16 protein-coding genes and 4 pseudogenes (2 of these 20 cut by a window edge) are annotated in these 22,500 nt (G+C 38.2%); 12 read left to right on the forward strand and 8 right to left on the reverse strand.

The genetic code is table 11. From position 1 onward, the window contains the following. The 7 genes and pseudogenes from lipB to LEP1GSC062_RS25950 form a co-directional block, all read left to right on the forward strand. Positions 1–60 carry the end of a lipoyl(octanoyl) transferase LipB gene (gene lipB, locus LEP1GSC062_RS17290; RefSeq protein WP_010578276.1) on the forward strand. 576 nt of this gene lie to the left of the window's left edge, so only the last 60 of its 636 coding nucleotides appear in the window; its start codon lies beyond the left edge, outside the window; it ends in the stop codon at positions 58–60. 138 nt (positions 61–198) lie between these two features. Continuing rightward, positions 199–1,302, forward strand: a complete 1,104-nt coding sequence (locus tag LEP1GSC062_RS17295) for an LIC_12071 family protein (RefSeq protein WP_176091463.1) — start codon at positions 199–201, stop codon at positions 1,300–1,302. A gap of 9 nt (positions 1,303–1,311) precedes the next feature. Then, positions 1,312–2,235 (forward strand): STAS domain-containing protein, encoded by a 924-nt coding sequence (locus LEP1GSC062_RS17300; protein ID WP_010578275.1) that lies wholly within the window; start codon positions 1,312–1,314, stop codon positions 2,233–2,235. A 3-nt stretch (positions 2,236–2,238) separates the two neighbouring features. Further along, positions 2,239–3,846 carry a murein biosynthesis integral membrane protein MurJ gene (gene murJ / locus LEP1GSC062_RS17305; RefSeq protein WP_020984937.1) on the forward strand — a complete coding sequence of 536 codons (1,608 nt, stop codon included), beginning with the start codon at positions 2,239–2,241 and terminating at the stop codon, positions 3,844–3,846. Further along, a complete protein-coding gene (locus LEP1GSC062_RS17310) occupies positions 3,843–4,064 on the forward strand; it encodes a DUF167 domain-containing protein (RefSeq protein WP_010578274.1) in 222 nt (73 codons plus the stop codon). Before murJ ends, LEP1GSC062_RS17310 begins: the two co-directional genes overlap by 4 nt. Before the next feature lie 19 nt (positions 4,065–4,083). Beyond that, positions 4,084–7,137, forward strand: a pseudogene (locus LEP1GSC062_RS17315) (LA_1737 family protein); the annotation flags it as partial. 129 nt (positions 7,138–7,266) lie between these two features. Further along, positions 7,267–8,595: pseudogene (locus LEP1GSC062_RS25950) on the forward strand (LA_1737 family protein); the annotation flags it as partial. A gap of 93 nt (positions 8,596–8,688) precedes the next feature. On the opposite strand, the gene LEP1GSC062_RS17320 reads toward LEP1GSC062_RS25950, so the two are convergent. Next, positions 8,689–9,129 (reverse strand): MarR family winged helix-turn-helix transcriptional regulator, encoded by a 441-nt coding sequence (locus LEP1GSC062_RS17320; protein WP_010578272.1) that lies wholly within the window; start codon positions 9,127–9,129, stop codon positions 8,689–8,691. A 122-nt stretch (positions 9,130–9,251) separates the two neighbouring features. Between LEP1GSC062_RS17320 and LEP1GSC062_RS17325 the strand changes: the two genes are divergently transcribed. Next, on the forward strand, positions 9,252–9,623 hold the full coding sequence (locus LEP1GSC062_RS17325; protein ID WP_004499962.1) for a nuclear transport factor 2 family protein: 372 nt from the start codon (positions 9,252–9,254) through the stop codon (positions 9,621–9,623). 96 nt (positions 9,624–9,719) lie between these two features. Here the strand turns inward: LEP1GSC062_RS17325 and LEP1GSC062_RS17330 are convergent, their stop codons facing one another. Together LEP1GSC062_RS17330 and LEP1GSC062_RS17335 are read right to left on the reverse strand one after the other, a co-directional pair. After that, positions 9,720–10,664 carry a patatin-like phospholipase family protein gene (locus LEP1GSC062_RS17330; protein WP_010578271.1) on the reverse strand — a complete coding sequence of 315 codons (945 nt, stop codon included), beginning with the start codon at positions 10,662–10,664 and terminating at the stop codon, positions 9,720–9,722. Next, positions 10,661–11,434, reverse strand: a complete 774-nt coding sequence (locus tag LEP1GSC062_RS17335; protein ID WP_039942537.1) for a lysophospholipid acyltransferase family protein — start codon at positions 11,432–11,434, stop codon at positions 10,661–10,663. Before LEP1GSC062_RS17335 ends, LEP1GSC062_RS17330 begins: the two co-directional genes overlap by 4 nt. Before the next feature lie 1,030 nt (positions 11,435–12,464). Here LEP1GSC062_RS17335 and LEP1GSC062_RS17340 point away from each other — a divergent pair. Genes LEP1GSC062_RS17340 through LEP1GSC062_RS17355 form a run of 4 tightly spaced genes read left to right on the forward strand, consistent with a single transcriptional unit; the run spans position 12,465 to position 18,669 of the window. Beyond that, positions 12,465–13,295, forward strand: a complete 831-nt coding sequence (locus LEP1GSC062_RS17340) for a CheR family methyltransferase (protein ID WP_244265127.1) — start codon at positions 12,465–12,467, stop codon at positions 13,293–13,295. 23 nt (positions 13,296–13,318) lie between these two features. Further along, complete coding sequence (locus LEP1GSC062_RS17345; RefSeq protein WP_010578269.1) at positions 13,319–13,906, forward strand: chemotaxis protein CheB; 588 nt, start codon at positions 13,319–13,321, stop codon at positions 13,904–13,906. Continuing rightward, positions 13,903–17,535, forward strand: coding sequence for a response regulator (locus LEP1GSC062_RS17350; RefSeq protein WP_010578268.1), 3,633 nt, complete (start codon positions 13,903–13,905; stop codon positions 17,533–17,535). The genes LEP1GSC062_RS17345 and LEP1GSC062_RS17350 overlap by 4 nt, the downstream gene beginning before the upstream one ends. An 18-nt stretch (positions 17,536–17,553) precedes the next feature. Beyond that, positions 17,554–18,669 (forward strand): sensor histidine kinase, encoded by a 1,116-nt coding sequence (locus tag LEP1GSC062_RS17355; protein ID WP_039942489.1) that lies wholly within the window; start codon positions 17,554–17,556, stop codon positions 18,667–18,669. A gap of 126 nt (positions 18,670–18,795) precedes the next feature. On the opposite strand, the pseudogene LEP1GSC062_RS17360 reads toward LEP1GSC062_RS17355, so the two are convergent. The 5 genes and pseudogenes from LEP1GSC062_RS17360 to LEP1GSC062_RS17385 form a co-directional block, all read right to left on the reverse strand. After that, a pseudogene (locus LEP1GSC062_RS17360) lies at positions 18,796–19,076 on the reverse strand (hypothetical protein); the annotation flags it as partial. 216 nt (positions 19,077–19,292) lie between these two features. Beyond that, the gene (locus LEP1GSC062_RS17365; RefSeq protein ID WP_244265123.1) at positions 19,293–20,105 is read right to left on the reverse strand and encodes a hypothetical protein; all 813 of its coding nucleotides are present in this window, start codon (positions 20,103–20,105) and stop codon (positions 19,293–19,295) included. Positions 20,106–20,304: 199 nt separating this feature from the next. After that, positions 20,305–21,199: pseudogene (locus LEP1GSC062_RS25355) on the reverse strand (IS982 family transposase). Between the two features lie 171 nt (positions 21,200–21,370). Further along, positions 21,371–21,778, reverse strand: coding sequence for a helix-turn-helix domain-containing protein (locus LEP1GSC062_RS17380; RefSeq protein WP_004280367.1), 408 nt, complete (start codon positions 21,776–21,778; stop codon positions 21,371–21,373). 540 nt (positions 21,779–22,318) lie between these two features. After that, positions 22,319–22,500, reverse strand: partial view of an LIC12015 family putative lipoprotein gene (locus LEP1GSC062_RS17385; RefSeq protein WP_020984917.1) — the 3' end only. The gene runs 1,297 nt beyond the window's last position; 182 of the gene's 1,479 nt are visible here — the last part of the coding sequence; its start codon lies beyond the right edge, outside the window — the gene reads right to left on this strand; it ends in the stop codon at positions 22,319–22,321.

Below are 22,500 nucleotides of genomic sequence, written 5' to 3' on the forward strand. Positions count from 1 at the left end.
CAATTTATTTCTCTTCTGAAAGCGAATTTGGATTCTTTTCTGGAACCTATTTCGAAATGAACCCAGATATAACGATTCTTGGGAGAAAGTAGGATTTTAGAAATCATTTTGAATCCTTCAAAATCGTTCGTTTTCGACGAAAAGTGAGTCGGAATTCTTTTTTCTCCTCAAGAGAAAATCTCTTTTCTACCGATTTGATTGGATAGAGGTCTCAGAGTGAGAATTTTCAAAAGCATATTCTATTTTCTATTGCTGTTGATCGTTTGCGAATCAGTTGCACTCGGGGCCGTTGTATGGTCCTTTTTGGAATCTTCTTTGGCCTCCTTTGAACTTTTGAAAGTCGGTTCGGATAATCGAGCCAGGGACACATTGGGCACTCTTGCAAAAGCGGCCGAAAATTCCGGCGTAGACGGCTCTTACGACGATATGAACTTCATTTTTTCCAGATTGGTTAAGGTTTCCGACAGAGACACCGATGGTTATACAATCAAAGAGATCTTTTTGACAAACGAGGTGGGAATTGTTCTCGCTCATTCCAATTCGGAATATCTTAGGGAAAGTTTAAAAAAAAGAAAGCCGGTCGCCTTGTATCAGGATTCTTTATATACGAGAGCTTTTCATCTTCGTAAGTGGCAAATTGGTATTCCGGTCCTTTTGAGAAAAAAGGAGGAAACTTCTTCTAAGAGTATTTTCTTTTCTAAGTTCGAAAGTTTTTTTCCGGAGATCAACGAACCTGAGATTCTTCTTTCCGCGGCAGTCTATCACCCCGTAAAATTGGAGAGGGTGGCGGCGATTCATATGGTCTATGATCGAGGTAATTTTCGGAAGTTCGTCTTTCGGCAAACGGAACTTTTGGAATGGCTTCTCCGAAATGATTCCCTGATCGCTCTCGGTGCCGCTGTGTTCTTGGAATGTATCTATCTCTTACTAACCTTGGGCAATTCCACAAAGAAATCGGCTCCGGATAGGAATTCCAGACCGCTTATGGAGAAGGTTTCTCATACAAACGCGACTCACGTTCCCGTTCTTGTAAAACAATCCAGTCCGTTGGATTCAGTCGTTTTTCCCGGGAGTTTGGGAAGTCCTACGGAAAATGTCGAGGTAGCTTTCGTGCAAACGACACCCGTTACCACTCAAACTCCGGTCGAATCGGCGGTCCAAACTCAGGCGCTTTCTGAGACTGAATCGACTACTCAACAAAAGGTTGAAGTAGCGACGGTAGTCCAAACGGAGCCGATCATTTCTCAATTAAATCCGGACATTGCCTCTGAAGAAGTTTTGGACGCGATTTATTTAGGGTAAGATACAGAAGTGGAAATCAGATCCAGACTTTCCGGAGATATTCTCAAACTCAAACTTAGAGGACATTTGGACTCTGTGAGTGCAGAGGATTTTTATTCCTATTTGAAATCGAAATGGGAAGAGGGGATTCGCAAATTTTTATTCTCTTGCGAAGAGTTGGAATATATAGAATCCGAAGGGATCTGCGTTCTTGCAAGATTCGAGAACTTCTTGAAAAACAGAGGGGCATCTTCTGCTTATTGCGCGTTCAACGAAGAATGCAAAACCCTTTTGAGCTTTTTAGGCTTCGGTAGATCCATCGCTTTTTTTGAGGATCCTCAACGCGCCGAGGAATATCTTTCTTTGATCAAAATTCAGGATCAGAGGAGGAATCGATCTGCTTCGACTCCAACCTCAAGGATCAAAAGAAATTCTCCTGTACAGTTCTACTCTTCCAGTTCTTCTCCGAAAGGTACGATTTCTCACGGTTCCCGCTCGTATGTTCCGGAGATTCAGACCGTTCCCGAACTTGAGATCGAATCGGGTAAGACTCAAAAAACTTCCGAGTCAGAGACTTTGAAAGCGGAAAATCCTCATGGTATTTCTAGTCAATCTCAAAGATTGCAGGCGTTCTTAAACGAAGAAAAGGAGAAGAAAAAACCTTCTATTTCTCAAGAAGAAGTTTCGGTATTTTCTGAGAATTCTTCCTTATCCGATGTAACCAAGTCTTTCGTTTCGGATCGAAGTTCCGCAGCATATTCGGTAAAGTCCGTTCTTGAAAAAGCGATTCAAACCGAAAGGAATTTTCCCAAAAGAATTATTTATTGCGGGGCTTGTTCTTCGAGAATTCGAGTTTCAAAACCCGGAAGATATCAGTGCCCGGCTTGTCAGATTCAGTTTGACTTGAACACCATGGACGGAGTTCGATACTTAGAAAAACTTATAGGAACTTGAGAATTGTCCAACGCCGCATCGCGAAGTATTGCACTTTCTTTTTACACATTTTTATCTAGAATTTTAGGACTGATTCGGGATCATTTTATGGCGGTTTCTTTCGGAACCGGAATGGTTGCTTCCGCGTTTTCAGTGGCGTATCGTCTTCCGAATATGTTTCGAAATCTTCTTGCGGAAGGAACTCTTTCCCAATCCTTTATGCCTCTTTACTCGGAGTTCGGAAAGATTGGAGAAGAAGAAGCGAAAGTGATGAGCGGGGCGGTTCTTTCCTTTTTGTTTTTTGTTTTATCTCTTCTTGTAGGAATCGTATTTTTTCTTTCTCCTTTTTTTCTCCCGATTCTCGTCGGAGGAACGAAAGAATATTCCGATTTAGTAATAGAGCTTACATATATTCTGTTTTTCTTAATCGTTACGGCGAGTTTGTCCGCTATCTTTATGGCGATCTCCAACTCGAAGAATCGATTCTTTGTCCCTTCTCTTTCCCCGATCATCTTAAATTTTAGTTATCTTTTCGTATTCATCTGTCTATTTCCGTTCGTAGAGGACGTCCACGATCGTGTAATTGTACTTTGTTTCGCGATCGTTACGGGAGGATTTTTACAACTCGTGGTCCAGGTTTGGTACGTTTGGAAAAAAAAAGACATGCCCGAAATCAACTGGAATTGGAAACATCCGGCGATCAAAAAGATTTTTAAGCTGATGCTTCCCGCCGCGCTTGGTGGAGGATTTTATCAACTTAGTCTTCTCGTGGATATTTTTTTGGCGAACTGGGTGCAAAATCGTAACCCTGGGCTTGGTGCGGTCGTGAGTTTGGATTATTCCCAAAGGTTGGTTCAATTACCCACTGGGATCATCGGAGTTGCCCTTGCGACCACGATTCTTCCCGCTCTTTTACAATCCCTAAAAAAGGAGGGATTGTCCTCCCTAAGACAGGAACTTGCCGCCGCTCTCGAATTCGCATTATTTTTGACGGTTCCTGCTGCGATTGGAATGGTACTTCTTGCGGGACCGATTTTGGATTCTATTTATTTCGGCGGAAAGTGGGACCATCTTGCCACTCATACGGCGACTCAGCCTTTGATCTTTTATTCCCTTGCGATTCCTTTTTTTAGTATCAATAAAATATTGATTTCTTCCTATTACGCCTTTCAAGATACGAAAACTCCTCTCCGGATTCAGTCCGTGTCGTTTACGATCAATATCATTCTGAATTTGTCCCTAGTTTGGTTTTTAAAACATTCCGCTATTGCTCTTTCCTCCGCGGTTTCGGCGATGATTACCTTTCTTCTTTTGGGAATCTTTTTGAAAAGACACAAGGTCGGATTCCCTTGGTCCGAACTTACGAGAAAAATTTCCAGAATGTCGATTCCGTTTTTGTTATTGGGGGGTTTTCTTTCCTTTCATCAAATATTCTTATATTCTCCTATTTTAAACTACTTGGAATCGATAGGGATCGATTACGTGCAGGCTTCCAGAATTCATTTAAGTCTGACAATTCTTCCCGCAGTTCTGATTTTTTTCGTTTTCAGTCTCATTTTTAGGGTGGATGGGGCATATCTTTTAGTCGGAAAATTTCGTCGGAAAAGTCGAACTCCTGAAACGGGAGCATGAAATTCACAGTTCGCGTTAAACCGAATTCAAAGAAGATTTTTTTTCGAAAAGAGGAAGACGGGTCTATAACGATTGCGGTTCGAGAGCTCGCTTTGGAAGGAAAGGCGAACGAAGCGGTGATCGAAATGATTTCGCGGGAGATGGAAATTCCCAAAAGAAAAATTAGGATTGTCTCCGGAGAAAAGAGCAAAAGGAAAACGATCGAAATTGATCCATAAACTTGAAGCCTCATTAAAGATGCGAAATCAAATCCTACTTACGATCTTACTTCTTATTCCTGGAATTCTATTGGCGCAAAACCGAACTTATACGGGGGATCCTTTTGACGAACTCGTAAATGAAAAAAAGGAAATTTTCGGAAGCGAGAAGGAAGAGAAGTATCCGGTTCGAATGCTTTTTGTGGACGTCGAAAAATGGCCGGGACATTTTTCCTGGCACGCGTTTTGGTTTATTCGAGGAACGGATTATCCGAAATTTAAGCAATTTAGAATATTCCCATTCTATGATTCTATTGAGGCGAAGTCCGGAAAGACGAGTCTAAATTATCTCTTTCCGATATTCAGTTATCGTAGAGTGGAGACGGAAGTGGCGGAAGAAAAGACGTTCCTTTCTCCCTTGTATTATCGCAATACGATTCGGCCCGTAAACGGCGGTGTCGGATATGGGGAATCTACCAATTTTTATTGGTTAGGTTACAATTCTAATTTTTCCGGCCCTGGCTTTGAAAAGAATTTTTATATGTTTCCTGGTTTTTTTCCTTTGTTGATTTTGAAGAACGATTTCATCAACGGATTCAGGAAAACTTATACGATGTTTCTTCCTGCCTTGTATTTCAATTCGGAAAGTCCAGAAGAGTCTCACACGATGTTTACTTTGTTGCAATGGGGGCATTCTACCGAAAAAAGTTTTTTCAGTTTCTTTCCTCTCATTTATTATACGAATTATAGAGTCAAAGAGGACTATTCGTTTACGTTTTTTCCTTTTTATCATCAGTCCAAGTCGAGTTTAGATTCCAAAAAATTCGTTCTTTATTCTCCTTTTTGGTTTCGGGAAAAGGAAAAAACCTTAGACACAGAATGGGAATATTCCTTTTTACCGATACTTTTACTTTACAAATCGAAGTTGATTGCTTCCGGGAACGAAACGACTCGTTTTTTTTTCGCCCCTTTGGCATTGTATCTTAAAGATGATGGAGAAAATTATAAAGTTCGCAATTTTCTTCTATTTCAATGGGGAAAGGAAAAGGACTGGAGTTATTTTCGGATTTTTCCCTTATTCTATTGGTCTGGAACGAAAAAACAATCTGACAATACGTTTGTGTTATTTCCGTTCGTATTCTACAAAGAGAATTCCTACTTAAACCTTTTCCCGATTTGGTTTTATAAGAAGGACGAGTATAAACATATTTTTCCTTTATATTTCTCTTGGAAGAGCGAGGATGCGGCCGAGAATCGAGCCGGCCCGTTTTACTATCAATATCGTTCCGAGGATGTATATTCGGATTATTATCTGAATACGTATTATAAACGGGAAAGAGGAAAGGGTTTAACGGAACTAGTGAGTTTTCCTTTCATTTTTTACAAAGAAAATTCCCATCTGCATATTCCGTTACTTCTTTTTTTTCAGACTCAAGGAAAGCATTACAAAGAGACGTATCTACTTCCTTTTCTTTATCGATATTTCGCTTCCGAAGAAGACGAATTCTTTTTGTTCGGTTATCACGATTACAGTTCGGATTCGAATTCTTTTACTCGGGTTTATCCGTTCTATTATTCTTCCAGGAAAAAAGACGGATCTTCGTTTTTAGGTTTGGCGGGTTTGTTTTATCGTTGGAAGGATTCGGCTGACGAAACCGTTACTCGAACGATTTTGCCTCTGCACTACTATCAAAAAAATGAATATAATTTTTGGCTTCCGCTCTATTATCGATTTGGAGGAGACGATAGGGATTACGTTTCGTTCAGTCCGATTCATTATAGACTTAGATCTCCGAATGTGGACCGGGATTGGGTTTTGTTGTATTATTCTTCGGAAAACAGGGAGGAAAAAACGAATTCACTTTTTGTGGCGCCTCTTTATTTCGAGTGGAAAAATCCGGATTCCAGAGGCGATATTTTTCTTCCGGCATATCTTAAATATTATGAAAGGAACAAGAACTTAGAACTTTATTTCGGTGGGCTTTCCGTTTCCCAAACCGGAGGAAGGTTCGACGCTTCTTTCAAATCAAACGATTCCGGAAAAGAATACTATGTGGATTTGGATTATTCTTTTATTTACAATTTATTCAGTGTTTCTTTGAGGAAGGAAGTTGCCAGTCCTCTTACTTTTTTTACGGATGAAAAAAAAGAAGAGGTTAAGGATTCTAAAATCCAAGGAACTAAAAAGGAAGTTCCGTTTAATGAAATACAACAAACTTCTTCGAAAGAAAATTCGAATTTTGCTTCTTATAAAAAGTTGGAGAGGGAGAACTCAAAAAATTATTTCGGATGGGAGGCTTTATTTGGAATTGCGAGTTATCAGTCGAACGACGAAAAAAAACATATTCGAATTCTTCCATTGGGCTGGTTCACTTGGGGAAAAAACAACGACGATCATATATTGGCCTTTCCTTTTCCTTTGCCTACTTTTTTAGGAACGGTGGGAGGGGAATCCTATCGGGTTATTTTTCCTGTTTATGCGGAACAAAAAAAGGGAACGGACTTTATTCTTTCGGTGGGAATTTTTCTTTTTGTGATGGAAAAGGAAAAAGATCGCCGGGAGTATTCGATTCTTTGGCCTTTGATACATTATGAGAAATCTAAAAAGGAAATTTCGTATCGTTTTTTTCCGATCTTTGCGCATCGGGAAACGGCGGAGAGTTCGGAAACGAAAAGTATATTCTACTATCGTTATAAGGAAAATACGACAACAAAGGAAAGTTCCTCTTTTCACGGCATACTCTTTCCGTTTTATCACTTCTCGGAAGATACATATCATAAAAACGGAAATGATTACGATTTCGGATACAGCGCTTTTTTTCCGTTTTATTATAAAAATTACGAGGATCGTTTTACAAACGGGGTTCAGATTTTAAAGGAAAGAAATGTTTATACCCCTTTGTTTTTATATTCTTCTAAAGAGGATGACCTTTTAAAATCGAAGGATTCTTTCTTCGCTAGTCCGTTTTATTATTTTTCGTCTCTGAAAAGAGAAATATTCAATAAATCTCATGTTACCGATCTGAATCTGATCTTACCGATTCCATTTATAGTTTGGGGGCAGGAAGGAGAAAGAAAATACAGTTTTATTTTCGGTTATTATACGTCGTATTCCTCCCAAAGATCTTCCTGGAATTTTCTTTTGTTTATAGGGGGAGGAAAATATGCAAGTGATCTTCAATCCGATTCAAACCGAAAGGAAGGATCCGATTTTTATTTTTTTCCGTTTTGGTATTGGAAAAAAGAGATTGTGGAAGAACATAGAGATACCTTTTTGTTCAACCCGTTATTTGTTCAGACCGATTCCGTTTCCGAAAAGGAGGGCGGAGAATTTTTTGAGAATCGATTTTATACCTTACTGCCGCTTCCTTTGTTCCACACATTTGAGAGTAGGGAATTGGAAAACAAAATTCAAGTCGAGACCAACGGTTTTGATTGGTTAATATTAGCAAATTATAAAAATAAGAAATACTTTTACGCCGTAAAAACTGAGTCTACGTCTTTCAGGGGATTTTTCTCCGTTTTTGGATATGAAAGAAATGGATCCGATGCGGTTTATGATAAAAACTTGTATTTATTTCCTTTTTTCTTTTATAAAAGCGAAAATAACGAATATTCCAATTCCTACAGATGGATTGTGCCAATTCTTGCCTATAGAAGTTTCGGAGAAAATAGAGACGGAAAAGTTCATTCGCATACGAATTTACTCGGGATTGTATTCGACTATCAGAGAGATGACAGCTCGGAAAAGAGAAGTTTATTTTTCTTTCCTTCGATTTATTATTCGAACGATCAAAAATACGAAGAGAAAACGTTTTTCTTTCTTCCATTCGTTTATACTTATTCTTTCGGCGATAGGCGATCTTCGTTTTTTTTCCTGGGTTATTATCAAAGGAGAGATCAATGGTCCAATCGCTACAACTTTCTATATCTGTTCGATTTGGAATCTTATGTAGATGGACAAAAAAAAGAATTGAGTCTTTTTTTGGGTGCGTTTAACGCAGAATTTGAAAGGGACAGAACGAGATGGGGAGTTTTCGGAGGTGTTTTGTTAGGTTACGAATCGACTTCTCAGATGACCGATTGGAACTTTCTTTGGATTCGATATCTCAATTCTCCTCAAGAAAGAATCCAGAATTTTCTTCCGATCTATCGATATGGTGAAACTCAGGATGGTTATTCCCTTTTAGCGCCTCCGATTCTGACGTATCATTCTAAAGACAAGGAAGGATCGATTACATTAGGCGGTCTTGGAATTCTCTATTATAGAAATCGTTCCGAAATCGCAAAAGAAGAATCGACCAAAATTTTAGGTGGGATTTTATATTATTCCGAAAAAAGGGCGCTTCGAGGTTTTCAAAGTTATGGGTTTTTGGCGGTTCCTTTTTTGGGTGGTTTGCTTTGGAATCATGAGTACGAAGAAGAGACCGGTTTTCAAAAAATTTCCATTTTAAAATTTGTTTTTAATAGAACGACATACAAAGGAAAAACTTGGAATAGTTACTTCGGAATTTCTCCTTCGTTATGGTTCGGTAAGAACGAAGATGATTAAAAACCCATTTAAAAATACTTTATCTTTAGTTAAAATATTCGTTGGGATATTTTTAAATTATATTTGAAGAGAACTTTTAATTGAGATAGACTTTTAGGTTTGGTTCAGCTTTCTAAAAATTCTTAAAAGTTCGTTTGTTTCTTTGGGAGTCAGTTTGGAAACGAAAATCTCCCGAATACCTTCTTCATAAATCGGCCAGGAGTCTCTTAGAGCTTGAATTCCTGAAGCAGTGATTTCTATGATGAACTCTCTTGCGTCTTCTTCGCTTCTTTCTCGTTTTAAAAAACCCTCGGCGACCAGTTTATTGACGGAGCGTGTCAACGCGCTTTTACTGAGAATAATTTCCTCGGCGATATCAGACATTCTGGATCGTTTTTTAGGTTTTGTATAGACTGAATAGAGTATGTCGTACCAGGTGAGGGAAATTGCCTTCATTTTCGTAAGGTCGGATTCGATTTTGGAGGAAGCGGACGTATAAAATTTCAATCCGGCGGCCCATGTGTCGATCGACTGTTTCGATAATTTTTCCTTCATTGAAATCAAAGCTCAATTTTTAGTTGCATTTGCAATCATTATTTCGTAAGATGGAATAGTTGTAATTGCAACTAAAATTCTTTCCGAATTTTACCCGGTAAGAATTTAAAAGGAGTAAGAAGATGAATACACAAACACAAGGTATCAAAAAAAGCGTTTCCAAATTGAACGAAATGATTCTCGCAGGCGACGTGATCAAAGCCTTTGAAGAATTCTATCACCCAAACGTAGTAATGCAGGAAAATACGCAGAATCCTACTGTTGGTTTTGAGGCGAATCTTGCGAGAGAAAAGGACTTTGTATCCAAAGCGAAATGGAACCACGCGGAAGTTTTAGGTACGATCGTGGACGAAGAAAAAAATAGAAGTGTTGTCGAGTGGGTAGTCGATTATGTTCATAAGGAATGGGGACATGTTAAAGCGACACAAGCAAGTGTTCAAACTTGGCAAGACGGAAAAATCATTCACGAAAGATTCTACTATACTCTCGGTTGATATTAGCCGGGATAAGAAGTTATTTTTCTTATCCCGTTTTGTTCCCACCTGATTGTGATCGGACTTATGTTTCGCCTATAGGTCGAAATAACGGTTTTATTTTGACTTTTTTCTTCTTGAGACGGATTTCTTTTTTCCGTCTTTATCTTTCGTAAAAAGTTTCGAAAGGAGTTTTCCAATTTCTTCTCCTTTGGAAATTCCTAAATTTACCGTCTCTTTCAGTTTGTTCGCATTCGTGGTAACGAGAGTTACCGGCAAAGGATTTTCAGGGGAGATCGTATGAATTAGAACTCCTTTCGGAGGTTTTTGTGCAACAGCTCGTGCAAGATTGAAATGGTGATGGTGCCATCTGTTCATCAGTTTTGCCATTTTCCAATCTTTTGGAAAAGATAAAAGACTGGTCAGCATTCCGAACGGAGGAGAGATCCTTTCCACGGGAGAATTTAAGACAACGGTAATATCTTTATAACCCGCCTCGATCAAATCTCCCAACGGAAGTGGGTTGAGTATTGCCGCGTCTGAATATAATTTCCCGTCCACTTTATGTTTTCCTCTGGTTGCGATCGGAAGAGAAGTTGCCGCTTTCAAAAGATCAAATATATTCGAAGAAGTTGCACGCACGTATTCGATTGTTCGAGTTTGAAGATTACTGACCGCGACTCTTAATTCGGGCAGGCCGAACTTTTCAAAATTCTCTGCCGGTAAGGGATATTTACGTCCGAGCAGATCATCTACGAGATATTCTTGGTCTAAAAAAGTTTTTCCCTGAAAAGGGTGAAAGGGAGAAATAAGTTTTCTTCCGGCGAGTTCAATATACCAAATCGCAAGAGTTTTTAAGCTTTTTTCGGGCTCTGGTTTGGGCATTGTTACGTAATAAGCGGCCGAACAGGCACCGGAGGAAACCGCTACGACCAAATCGTAATGTTTCGGAGAAACCAAGGTATGCAAAGCATGCAGCGCGCCGCCGGCAAACGCCCCTTTCATTCCGCCCCCTTCTACGAGAAGGGCGCGCTTACTTCCTTTTGCTATTGGGATTTTCATGTGATCGATTCAACCTTTGCAGAATCTAGTTCTTCAAAACTTTCTAATTTAGATTTTTTGAATTCGAATGGATAGGTAAGGTTGGTGAGACTCGCGATTTCGTGCATACGTTCGTGCAAAAATTCCTCTGGATTCTCGTTCGGATTCAAATATTTTAATTCTCCGATTCGAATCGATAATTTCGTTCTCCGTAAAAAACCTCGGGGCTGATAGTCTAGACCTAAGCATAAAACCGGAAGAGGGGTTTCGGGTTTTCCCACAATAAAACGAAATGCCCCCGGTTTCCCCCTTCCCATCTTGTAGGGAATTGTGGTTTGTTCGGGAAAGATGACCAACATATTACCATTGTATAATACTTTCCTTGCAAAAAGAAGATCTCTTTTACTTTTGCGGGGTTCGAGTCGATTGAGAGGGATTCCTCCGCATTTTAAAAAGAAATTAAAAAACATTGGAGCGGCCATAGAGTCTTTCATAATCGCCCAGATGTCCCAACGAGCTTTATACAACCCTTTTGCAAGACCGACAGGAATGTCATCGTTTCTTTGGTGTTTTACAAGTACAAGAACGGTTCCTTCTTTCGGAACGTTTTCGAGTCCGCTGACGTCGGTTTTATAAAAAAGGCTTCCGTAGATTCTTCCAAACCAACGAAGAATTTTTCGTGCTCGAAGCGAGCTACCCGGATGTATGCCCGGTTCCGCGTCGTCGGGAACATCTTGTTTTTTAGCGATTCTATTTTGTTTTTTATTCACGCGAGTCTTTTGAGAATTCATACGTCCTATCTGAGTCAGAATAAAAGGACAGGTTACAAAAAAAAGAAATTCTTTTTTTGAATTTAGAAATTTACGTCTCATTTTGTTACAAAAATAATTTGCAATTCTGAGGATGAATTTATTTTTCGTCGCAAAAAACGCGCACAATCGGAATTGGATTCCTACAAGAGTAATGTTGCGTTCTATCGAATGAAAACAAGCTGTAGTGGCGTACAATTCCCAAAGATTCAAGTCCGATCAAACCTGTCATAGAAGATTTCAAGAAAAGGAACGCGCATGTGTTTTTAAAAATATTTATAGATCCATTTTAAAGTATTATAATGTACTGAATAAAGTAACATGGAGCAATGAGCATTACTGAATTCGGTAATCGCTGGAGGGTTTGACCGGGAAAAATCTTACAGATCGCGCTAAATTAGGTATAAAATTTACGTATTCTTGGATGGAAATGGAGTGGGCCAACGTTTATGATAACACGATGTAAAAGAAACTTTAAATTCAATTCTAATATTTTCGGGGAAGAATGGTAAGAAACCGAAAAACCTTCGCTTAGATGAAGGTTATGACTTCGAAGATTGTTCATAAATAGAAACATTCGACCTCATAATCGTTGTTTTTAATTTTTTAATAAGCAGTTTTGAGGCCGGTTCTTTAAGGCTGTTGGAAAAGGATTTGTGATAAAAGTTTGGGACGGCTGGCGATTTTTATGGAAAAGGCCGGTGTGCTCCTCTATATTTCCTAAAATTAAAATTCGTGAATATTCTTCCGGGTATTATTTTAAATGAGAAAATTAGTATATAAATAATAAGGAATTTATCTTTCGTAAAACGAAATTTTCTAAAAATTAAACCGGTTTGAAATAAGTTGTTGATCAAAATACATTTTGACGGTTCAATTAAGTAATTCTTTTCAAATAAAGTCGCCGGATTGTCTACGAGGTTAATTTTATTCTGTAAGAGTTCTTTTTATTAAAAAGAGGAGGAAGTTTTATTACGATTTGAAAATCACGAGATCTTCTGAATCGGAAGAAATGTTTATGACGTCTAGGGATACTCAGGACATCGAAATCGATCTTCTTTTAGAGGCAATTTTTCAAAGATATGGTTATGATTTCAGACAATATTCCGAAGCTCATATACGAAGACGGCTGATGAGTCGGCTCGTACTTTCGGGTTTCAATAATATTTCCGAAATGCAGGATCAGGTATTACACGACAAAACTTTTGCCGCGAGGCTGTTGCAGGATTTATCGATCACCGTTACGGAGATGTTTCGTGATCCTGACTTTTACGCGTGTTTGAGAGAAAAGGTCATTCCTATTTTAAAAACGTATCCATTTGTAAAGATTTGGCATGCGGGTTGTTCTACCGGAGAAGAGGCGTATTCTATGGCGATCGTTCTTAGAGAAGAGGGTTTGTATGAGAGGTCGGTTATCTATGCCACCGATTTTAACGAGCGCGCTTTGAATACGGCAAGGGAGGGTATTTTTAGAAATGAGGCAATGAAGGAATACACGATCAATTATCAACTTTCGGGAGGAAAGGGATTCTTTTCGGATTATTATACTTCCGATCAGGAGATGGTAATTATGAATCAAATGCTGAAAAAGAATATCGTATGGGCTAATCATAATTTAGTGACGGATAGTGTTTTTGCGGAAGTTAATCTTGTGTTATGTAGAAATGTTTTGATTTATTTTAAGAGAGATCTGCAGAGTAAGGTGCATCGCCTTTTTTTTGAAAGCCTCGTAAACGGAGGATTTCTTTGTTTAGGCTCCAAAGAGGGGATCTCTTATGGGGATTTACGGGAGAAATACGATGCTCTAGATTTGAAACAAAAGATATACAAGAAAAAATATTAGATAAGTTATATTATAAAATTCGTATGGAATACGAGGCGATTGTGATAGGAGTTTCCGCAGGGGGGATGAATGCGATGAAAGCGATATTGCCGTCTTTACCCGCGGAATACGGAATCCCGCTGATTCTCGTTCAGCATATCGGTCCCCGTTCCGATGGTACATGGTTTAGGATTCTCAGAGATCTGTGTAACATCAAGATCAAAGAGGCGGAGGAAAAGGAAAAGATCGAACCGGGAACTGTTTATGTGGCCCCGCCTAATTATCATTTATTGATTGAAAAGGATAAGACGGTTTCCCTTTCAATTAGTGAACGAGTGAATTTCTCAAGGCCTTCTATAGACGTTTTATTTGAATCCGCTTCCGATGCTTACGGCGATAGGTTGATCGGAATCGTTTTAACGGGTGCAAATTCGGACGGTGCAAAGGGTTTAAAAAAGATAAAAGAAAACGGCGGCTTGACGATCGTTCAAGATCCATTATATTCCGAGGTTTCTTTGATGCCAGAGTCGGCTATCAGAGCGGGGCCGGTGGATTATATACTTTCTTTGGAAAAGATTACGGAATTACTGATAAGATTGGATCCAAATAATCCAAACCGAGGATATACATGACCATTCGAGGAAAACTGATCATCGGATTTTCTATTATTCTAACGATATTGTTTATCAGCGTTTTATTCGTTATTGAGATGCTTTCTGATTCGAATGAGAGACTGAAGCGAATCGTGAATCTATCCGCAAAAAAAGTAAGTTTGTCTCATGAGATTTTAATCGATGTTTTGGAAGCGTCGCGTCACGAGAAAAATATCATCATAGAAAAAGATTATATAAAGAAACTTTATTATAAGGATCGGCTTTATAAGGCGATAGATTTGGCCGATCAAAAGACGATCGAGTTGGAGATGTACATCGACAAGGATGGATTAAAGGCACTCGATGATTTTAAGCCTTTGTGGGCTACGTATAAGTCCGATGTGGCTCAAATTGTGTTTTTCGCTTTGAAAAGTGACGAGAATAGAGCATTTGAAATTTCCATTCGGAAAGGTCTTATTATACGAGACTCTATTATAAAGACATTAGACTATCTTGTAAAAAAGAGCGAGAAAGAAATCCAAACGGATAAGCAGGAAAACGAAAAAAGATACTATTTTACGCTTCTTTTTTTAGTTCTGTTGGTTCTGACGAGTTTTCTCATTGAGATTGCAATTTCTTATTGGATTATAAAAACGATTAGTCTAAGAATTCAGTTTATTGCGAAGAAAGCGGAAAGGATCGCCAACCGGGAATTTTCGGATAATCGATTGGTGGACTTCGCAAATGACGAACTCCGACCTGTGTACGAATCCTTAAGTAGGATTCGCGAAAGTTTTAAGGAGATAACAGATAATGCGAATAACGTAGCTTCCGGAAATTATCTCATAGACTTTGTACCCAAATCGGAAAAGGACGTTTTGGGAAATTCTTTGCGTACGATGACCTCTTCTCTCCGAAAAAAGACCCAAGAAAATGAAAAGCATAATTGGATAATGAGCGGTCAAAATCTTCTCAATGAAAAATTAAGGGGTGATAAGGCGGAGTCGGTTCTTTCAAACGATGTCATCATCTTTTTATCCAATTATTTAAAGGCTAACGTGGGTGCGATCTATCTTTGCGACGACCAGGAATATTCCTTATCGATTTTCGGAAGGTATGGTTTTACCTCTACCGATCGTTCTTTTGAAAAGTTTATTTTGAATGAAGGTTTGATCGGGCAGGCGGCAGCCGACCAAAAACAGATTCTTTTGACGAACGTAGAGGAAGAATCGATTCGTATCTTATCCTCTGTAATCTACACAAAACCGAAAGAAATCCTGATCGTACCATTTATGTTCGAAGGGAAAACGGAAGGTGTGATCGAACTAGGGAAGCTTGATTCCTTTTCATCTTCCGAAATCGAATTTGTCAGTGCGGCCGTCCAGAGTATAGGAATCAGTTTCAATTCTTCCAGAGTGAGAAGACGTGTTCAAGAACTTCTGGAGCAAACTCGGATTCAGAGTGAGGAACTTCAGACTCAACAGGAAGAACTAAAACAGATGAACGAGGAATTGGAAGAGCAGACGCAGATTTTAAGGCAACAGCAGGAAGAGTTAAAGGTTTCTAACGAAGAATTGGAAGAACAGACTCGAATTTTAGAAATGAAAAATAAGGAACTGGAATTAGCGAAAAACGATATTGAGCAAAAAACGGAACAGCTGGAACTTTCGGGGAAATATAAATCCGAATTTTTGGCGAACATGTCTCACGAATTGCGAACTCCTTTAAACAGTCTATTGATTCTTTCTAAAGACCTTGCGGACAATAAAAAGAAAAATCTGAATGAGGATCAGGTGGAAAGCGCGAACATCATTTATAAAAGCGGAAATGATCTTTTAGTTTTGATAAACGAAGTGCTGGATTTATCCAAAATAGAATCAGGTAAAATGTCGATTAACCTGGAAAAAGTCGAACTCAAGACGTTTATAAAAGATCTTATGAGCGGATTTAAATTCCAAGCAACGGAAAAAAAACTAGATTTGGATCTGATTTATTACGATGATTTGCCGGAAAAGATTCGCACTGATCCCCAACGATTGGATCAAATTTTGAAAAATTTAATCTCAAATGCGTTAAAATTTACGGAACGCGGAAGGATTCAATTGGAAGTCAAAAGACAAAATTCCAATGAAATTCTTTTTTCCGTAATCGATTCCGGAATCGGAATCCCGGAGGAAAAATACTCGGCGATCTTTGAAGCGTTTCAACAGGTGGACGGAAGTACGAGTAGAAAATATGGGGGGACCGGGCTCGGTTTATCGATCTCCAGAGAACTTGCCAGGTTATTGGGAGGAGAAATTCATCTCAAAAGTAAAGTGAACGAAGGCTCCACGTTTTCCTTACTGCTTCCGATCGAGGGGAAAAGGAATGAGACTGCAATTCCAAAAGAAGAAACAAGAGTTGTTACTAACTTCGAAGCCTTTGCAAAGCGAGATCAAAACGAATTCGTAAATTATCATACGTTGAAGGACGATAGAAATGAAATTGCTGAAGCAGACAAAATTCTTTTGATCGTCGAAGACGATTTAAAATTTGCATCGATTCTGCTTAAACAAGCCAACGAAAAAGGATTCAAATGTATTTCCGCAGCGACTGGAGAAGATGGATTGGTTCTGGCCCGAAAATACAAACCGCACGCGATTCTTTTGGATCTGGATCTACCTGGAATTAATGGACATACTGTATTGAACGAATTAAAAGCGGATCAGTCGGTTAGACACATTCCCGTTCACATAATTTCTGCAAAAGAATATTCCCTCGAACTCATTCGGGACGGAGCGGTAGAGTATATTAAGAAACCTGTAAATAAGAAACAGTTGGACGAAGCCTTCAATCGCATCGAACACTTTATTAGCAGAAAGATGAAAAATCTTTTGATCATCGAAGACGACGAAAATTCGAGAAATACGACGCGAAAATTAATCGGAAACGATGATGTGAAATGTTTCGAAGCCAGTTCTGGTAAGGAAGCGTTGTTAGTTTATAGTGAGAATCATTTCGATTGTATCGTTTTGGATATTGGTCTTCCTGATATGAGTGGTTTCGATTTGATACGCGAGATGGAAAAGATCAAAGAAAAACAAATTCCTCCGATCATCATTTATACTGGAAGGGAGCTTACGAAAGAGGAAAGTAAGGAACTCCAAGAGTATTCGGAAAGTATCATCATAAAAGGGATCAAATCCGAGGAAAGACTATTGGACGAAACCGCTTTGTTTCTCCATAGAATGATCAACAATCTTCCCGAATCGAAGCAGAATATAATAAATAGCTTATATGATAGGGATGCTGTTTTGTTTCAAAAGAGAATTATGCTGGTCGACGACGATATGAGAAATGTTTTTGCGTTATCGAAAATACTGAGCGAAAAGGGGATGGACGTCTTAAAAGCTGAAAACGGAAATAACGCTTTGGAACTTCTTTCCAAAAGCGAGAATATTGATATGATTCTTATGGATATTATGATGCCGGAGATGGACGGATACGAGGCGATGAGGAGGATCCGCGCAAATTTAAAGTATAAGGATATTGTTATTATCGCTCTTACGGCGAAGGCAATGAATGATGATCGGCAAAAATGCATTGATGCAGGTGCGAATGATTATATATCTAAGCCAGTCGATGTGGAGCGATTGTTTTCCTTGATGAGGGTTTGGCTAAGCAGATAGCGGGTTGTGTTAAAGATCATGAAATTAAAACCGAAAATATTGATTGTGGACGATAAGCCTGAAAACTTGATCGCTTTGGAAGTCGTACTTAAGGATCTGGATGTAGAACTCGTCAAAGCTCTTAGCGGGAACGATGCTCTGAAGGCGATTTTACATCATGAGTTCGCTTTGGCTTTGTTGGATATACAAATGCCGGAGATGGACGGATACGAACTGGCAGGTATCATAAGGGAAGAAAGTAAAACCGCACACTTACCGTTCATTTTTATTTCCGCGGTTTATACGGACAACCTGAACGTATTTAAGGGTTATGAAAAAGGGGCGTTCAGCTTTATCACAAAACCGTTTCAACCTGAGATTTTGATCAATAAGGTTCAATTCTTTATAGATAAATATATTCAGGATATTACGCTGCTCGAGTTGAACGAAAGTCTCAAGCAAAAAAATTTAGAATTGGAATATTCGAACCGAGAGTTGGATGCTTTTTGTTATTCGGTTTCTCACGATTTAAAGGCTCCTCTGCGTGGAATAAGAGGTTACACAAAGATATTAAAAGAGGATTATAAAGATAAGTTAGACGAAGAGGGAGAAAGGATACTCGGATTAGTCATAGAAAACTCCGTGAAAATGGGTAGCTTAATTGATAGTCTTCTACTTTTATCCAAGTTGGGAAAAAAGGATATGAGGAAAAATCCGATCAATATGAACGAATTGGTGAATAAGATTTTGGAGGAATTTCAGGAGGATTTAAAAAAGGGAAAGTTGGAATTGGAAGTGAAGGATCTTCCTCCTATTATGGGTGACGCGGAATTGTTAAAACAAGTTTTGATCAATCTCATATCCAATGCGATCAAGTATTCTTCTAAGAAGGAAAATCCGAAAGTTGAAATCGGATATTTGGAGAAAGAAAAGGAAATTACGTATTATGTAAAAGACAACGGTGCTGGTTTTAGCATGCAATATGTGAACAAGCTCTTTGGAGTATTTCAGAGATTACATGAAAATAGCGAATTCGAGGGAATAGGGATTGGATTAGCAATCGTTCAAAGAATCGTATTACGCCACGGAGGTAGAGTTTGGGCGGAGGGAGAAGTGGATCAGGGAGCCACGTTTTATTTTGCCTTACCAAAATGAGTACATTTCCCTTTTGATTTAGCATTTCGGATCGGAGTATGGAGCGCATTAACTCCGTTTGATCTTTCGTACAAACCGACGCGAACAATTTCAGGCTAGTCTTGAGCGCTTAAAAAATATTATGTTTTAATTAAGTACTTTCCTAAAATCCACTTCCTTACAATTCGACTTGAAGATATTTTGGAAAAGTTTGATCTTTGGCACGTTCATTCAGGAAATTTTCAAAGATATCTTTAAATTCTACTATATAGCCAACTCGTAAAATCGCCTTTCTATTCCCCGAGAAAAAGAAAAATCGCTTTTCCAATTGATTCTTACCTAATCGGTAAATTGGGTTTTAAACGGGCTATTTGGAAGTGTCGCCTTTTAGAAATGTCGATATTTTTCCCGTTAAAATGTAAATTTACAATGGGTCTATTTATCCCTTTGGGATAGTATCAGCCGACTTTTAAATATTTGGATTACTACTTTAGGCTTCAATTCCTTTGATTTTTCCATTCAGACCAAGCTGTTTTTACAATCCGATCTTCGCCTTAAAATTCCATGCTTCTTACCATCTTTAAAGGTTCTTGAAATTCGATGATGTCCATAGGTTCCTCCGATGACGCCTAACGGAGCCACGATTAGACGCCGTGCGCTTTAAAAACGATAAATTCGTCAAAAGTTTCACTTTTCCGGACGGTCATCAACTTTTGAAAATGGTTTCCGGTGACCCGAATGAATCCGAAATAATCAAGAAACCGACGAAACGTTCTAACCGAATAACATCCATAAGGTTCTGAAAATTGATTTGTTTCCGGATTATCTAACAATTGAGGGAAGGCTTTAAAGTATTTTTCAGAGTAAAAGTCCGCATTCCTTTCCACATCGCCGTATTTGTGAATTAGAAATAAACTGAATTTATAACCGACCTGTCCTATTGTTTTATTGGGATATCCGTCGAAATAAGACCAATTAAACGTATTGGCGAATGTATCGAATATAAGCGGAAATATTCCGTTGGTTTTGTAGATGTCCCTTCCTTTCGAAGTCAAGGACAGGGTTCCGTTTCTTTTTTTCAGTATTCCAGATAGTTCGCAGAGAACTCTTGTTAAAACTATACAATTTGCATCCGTTTCTTTGGTTAGTTTCGTAAAACCATTTTCAATAAGTTCGTCGACAAGTATTTTTTGAGAATATAATTCTTTAACCAGAGTCGGAGGCAGATTTCCGGCTTTTGTTAGTTTAACTTCGGTTTCGATTTGATTTAGAAAATATCTAATTTGTTTTATCAACGGGATTCCATTAACGGACTTATCGTTTGGATTCAATTTGTAAAAAGAATTTTGCTCTTCCCCATAGAGCATATCGTGCATCTGCTTCGGTGACAGGCCGTCTAACTGCTCAAGGCCCGTATTATTAATTTTCTCAATAATTGAATTTATATCTTTTTTCATTTTCGTAATATATAACATACCTAACGAAACGAGAAATCGGTGTTAGGTGAAGTTTTCGTTGTGCTAAAACCCTCAAAGTTTTTTCTAAGTCAGTGTATTTTATTTAAATTTAAGAATCGTTTGGTCAAAAACCTACTGAATCTGCTCTTGAATCGATAATTCCTTTTTATTTTTTTAGCATAAATAACGTGAGTTCGGCCTAAGGAGAGAGTAAAAGTTGTAAATTGTCTTTGGATCTCAAATTCAAAGAAGGTTTTTTTGGAAAAAATGAAAATGCGACTAACCCACTTAATAAATTAACAGCCCAATTGAAGAAGCTTCGATGTCTAGTATGTTGAATCTGACAGATATTTTTGAGTTCATCATTTACGGATTCAATGATAGCTCTTTTTCTTAAAAGAATTTTATCAACTAAGGGCATTCATTTATTTTTCATATTCTTTTAAGTTTTGTAATGAGTTGAATCCCCTTTTCATAAAGACTTTCAAACAAAGATTGACTGATATAACCTCTATCTCCGAAAAGTTTATCGTGAATATTCTTAACAAGTGGAAAAATCACTTTCGAATTCCTGTCGTCGACGTTTCCAGGAGTAATCATAAATGATAATATTTCACCTTGATCATTTACGATTAAATGCAATTTAAAGCCATAAAACCAGCCTGTGCTTGATTTCCCTCGTTGTGCAGTATCTTTAAATACTTTATGAGAATGGATTCTTCTGTTGTCGCATACTCCAAAGAATCGTAGAATCAATGAACGATATTCCGGAACATTTTCCCAGACAAGAATTTGATAGAAACGAAGCTATGACAGATAACGCGTTAGGCATCAGTTCAACAAAACGATTGTAACTTACCGCTTTTGGAAATTCCGATTTTAAATTCTTTTTTATTTCTATCAGATAATAATTTTTAAATTCTCTATAATGAGAAAGATGAAAACCGACAACAATCGTTGCTACTTCACTCAGGCTTAACTGAAATTTTCGGTTTCTTTTTCGAACCACCGGACAAAAGTATTTTCTCGTTCCAGTTTATTTTTTGTTGTGTACAATAATCGTCTATCGCACAAAATATCTCTGTCAGATCCATATTTAACCCTTTTCTTGCTGGAAATTTAGTTCAATATGTGATCTGGCGCTTTTCTGTACAAGATTTTCTCTTTTTTCCTCCTTAGGCCGAACTCACGTTAAATAATACCGCCGTACGTAAAAAAGGAAAGCACTCGCTTCCCTTTTTTACAGAACGGAACTTTACTTTATTTTAATATTCAACTTTTTGAAGAAATAATTCTTCCTTTTTCATCTTTAAGGCTTTGGACGCCATATTTTTAAAATCTTCCGGCGGTTCTAAAAGTCCGAGTTCCACCTTAGAAAGAAAAGGGGTGGAGACCTTTAGTTTTTTAGCCATATCGTATTGTTTGATTCCCAATTCCCTACGTTTTGCCCAGAGTCTATTGGTGAGCCCTTCCGTAAATTCAGGATAAACATCCTCAACGGGCTGCTCGTTAAACAATCTTTCAAGAGTGGTTTTCAAATATTTTACACAGGATTGTTTAAACTTTTCGGTAGGATCCTGGCTTCCGGTTTCGATTTTTGAAAGGTAACTTGGAGAAACTCCGAGTGCTCTCGCCATATCGTATTGTTTTATACCCCGTTTTTTACGAAGCATGTAGATGTGGTTTTTCATTCAATTCCCCTCTCGATCGACAAAGGTATTTTGATGAAACGTAAATTCAAGAAAAAATTTCCAACACACTTTGGACAAAATTATGAATTCATTATTTGGTAAGCCGAAAGGGTTATGATAAATAAGTAGAATGAAGGATGAAAATAAGGGAGCAGAAAAAGAAATTAGAAACTCTTTTAAGTTAGTGGAAAAAGGAGGAAGCTGAAAAATAGTAAATTAAGTTTTCTGAATATACTTTCGAGAATTGTTTTTTCAATTGTTTGTTTTTTAAAGAAAGTATCCGTTGGTCGCACTAAAATCCAATTTTCATTTTAGCAAAATTTTATTTCGGATTGTTCCGACAGGTGATCCGAATGAAAAAAATGTTTCCATTCGGATTTCAAATTTTTGTTGGATAAAGTTATAATTTATTGTTTTTTACGAGTATCCAACTGGGATACTTTTCCAAGTTCGTAATCGACTGGGAAAAAATTCTATTATAAAGGAAAGCCCCGGTTTTTGGAAACAAGGGCTTTTGAAATCTTAGATTTGTCCCGCCTTCAAACTTTCGGATGCAATTTTAAATTCGTTTTCGGACTTGAGCTTTGACAAGTAGTCTTGAAAGATAGACTGCTTTTTTGCTTCGGCTAATTCTTGTTTGATTCTATCTCTTACCTTACTGAAATCTTCCGGAACTCTTTCGTTGGGATTCGTAGTAGAAGCTC

Source organism: Leptospira alexanderi serovar Manhao 3 str. L 60 (assembly GCF_000243815.2).
GTDB classification, from domain to species: domain Bacteria; phylum Spirochaetota; class Leptospiria; order Leptospirales; family Leptospiraceae; genus Leptospira; species Leptospira alexanderi.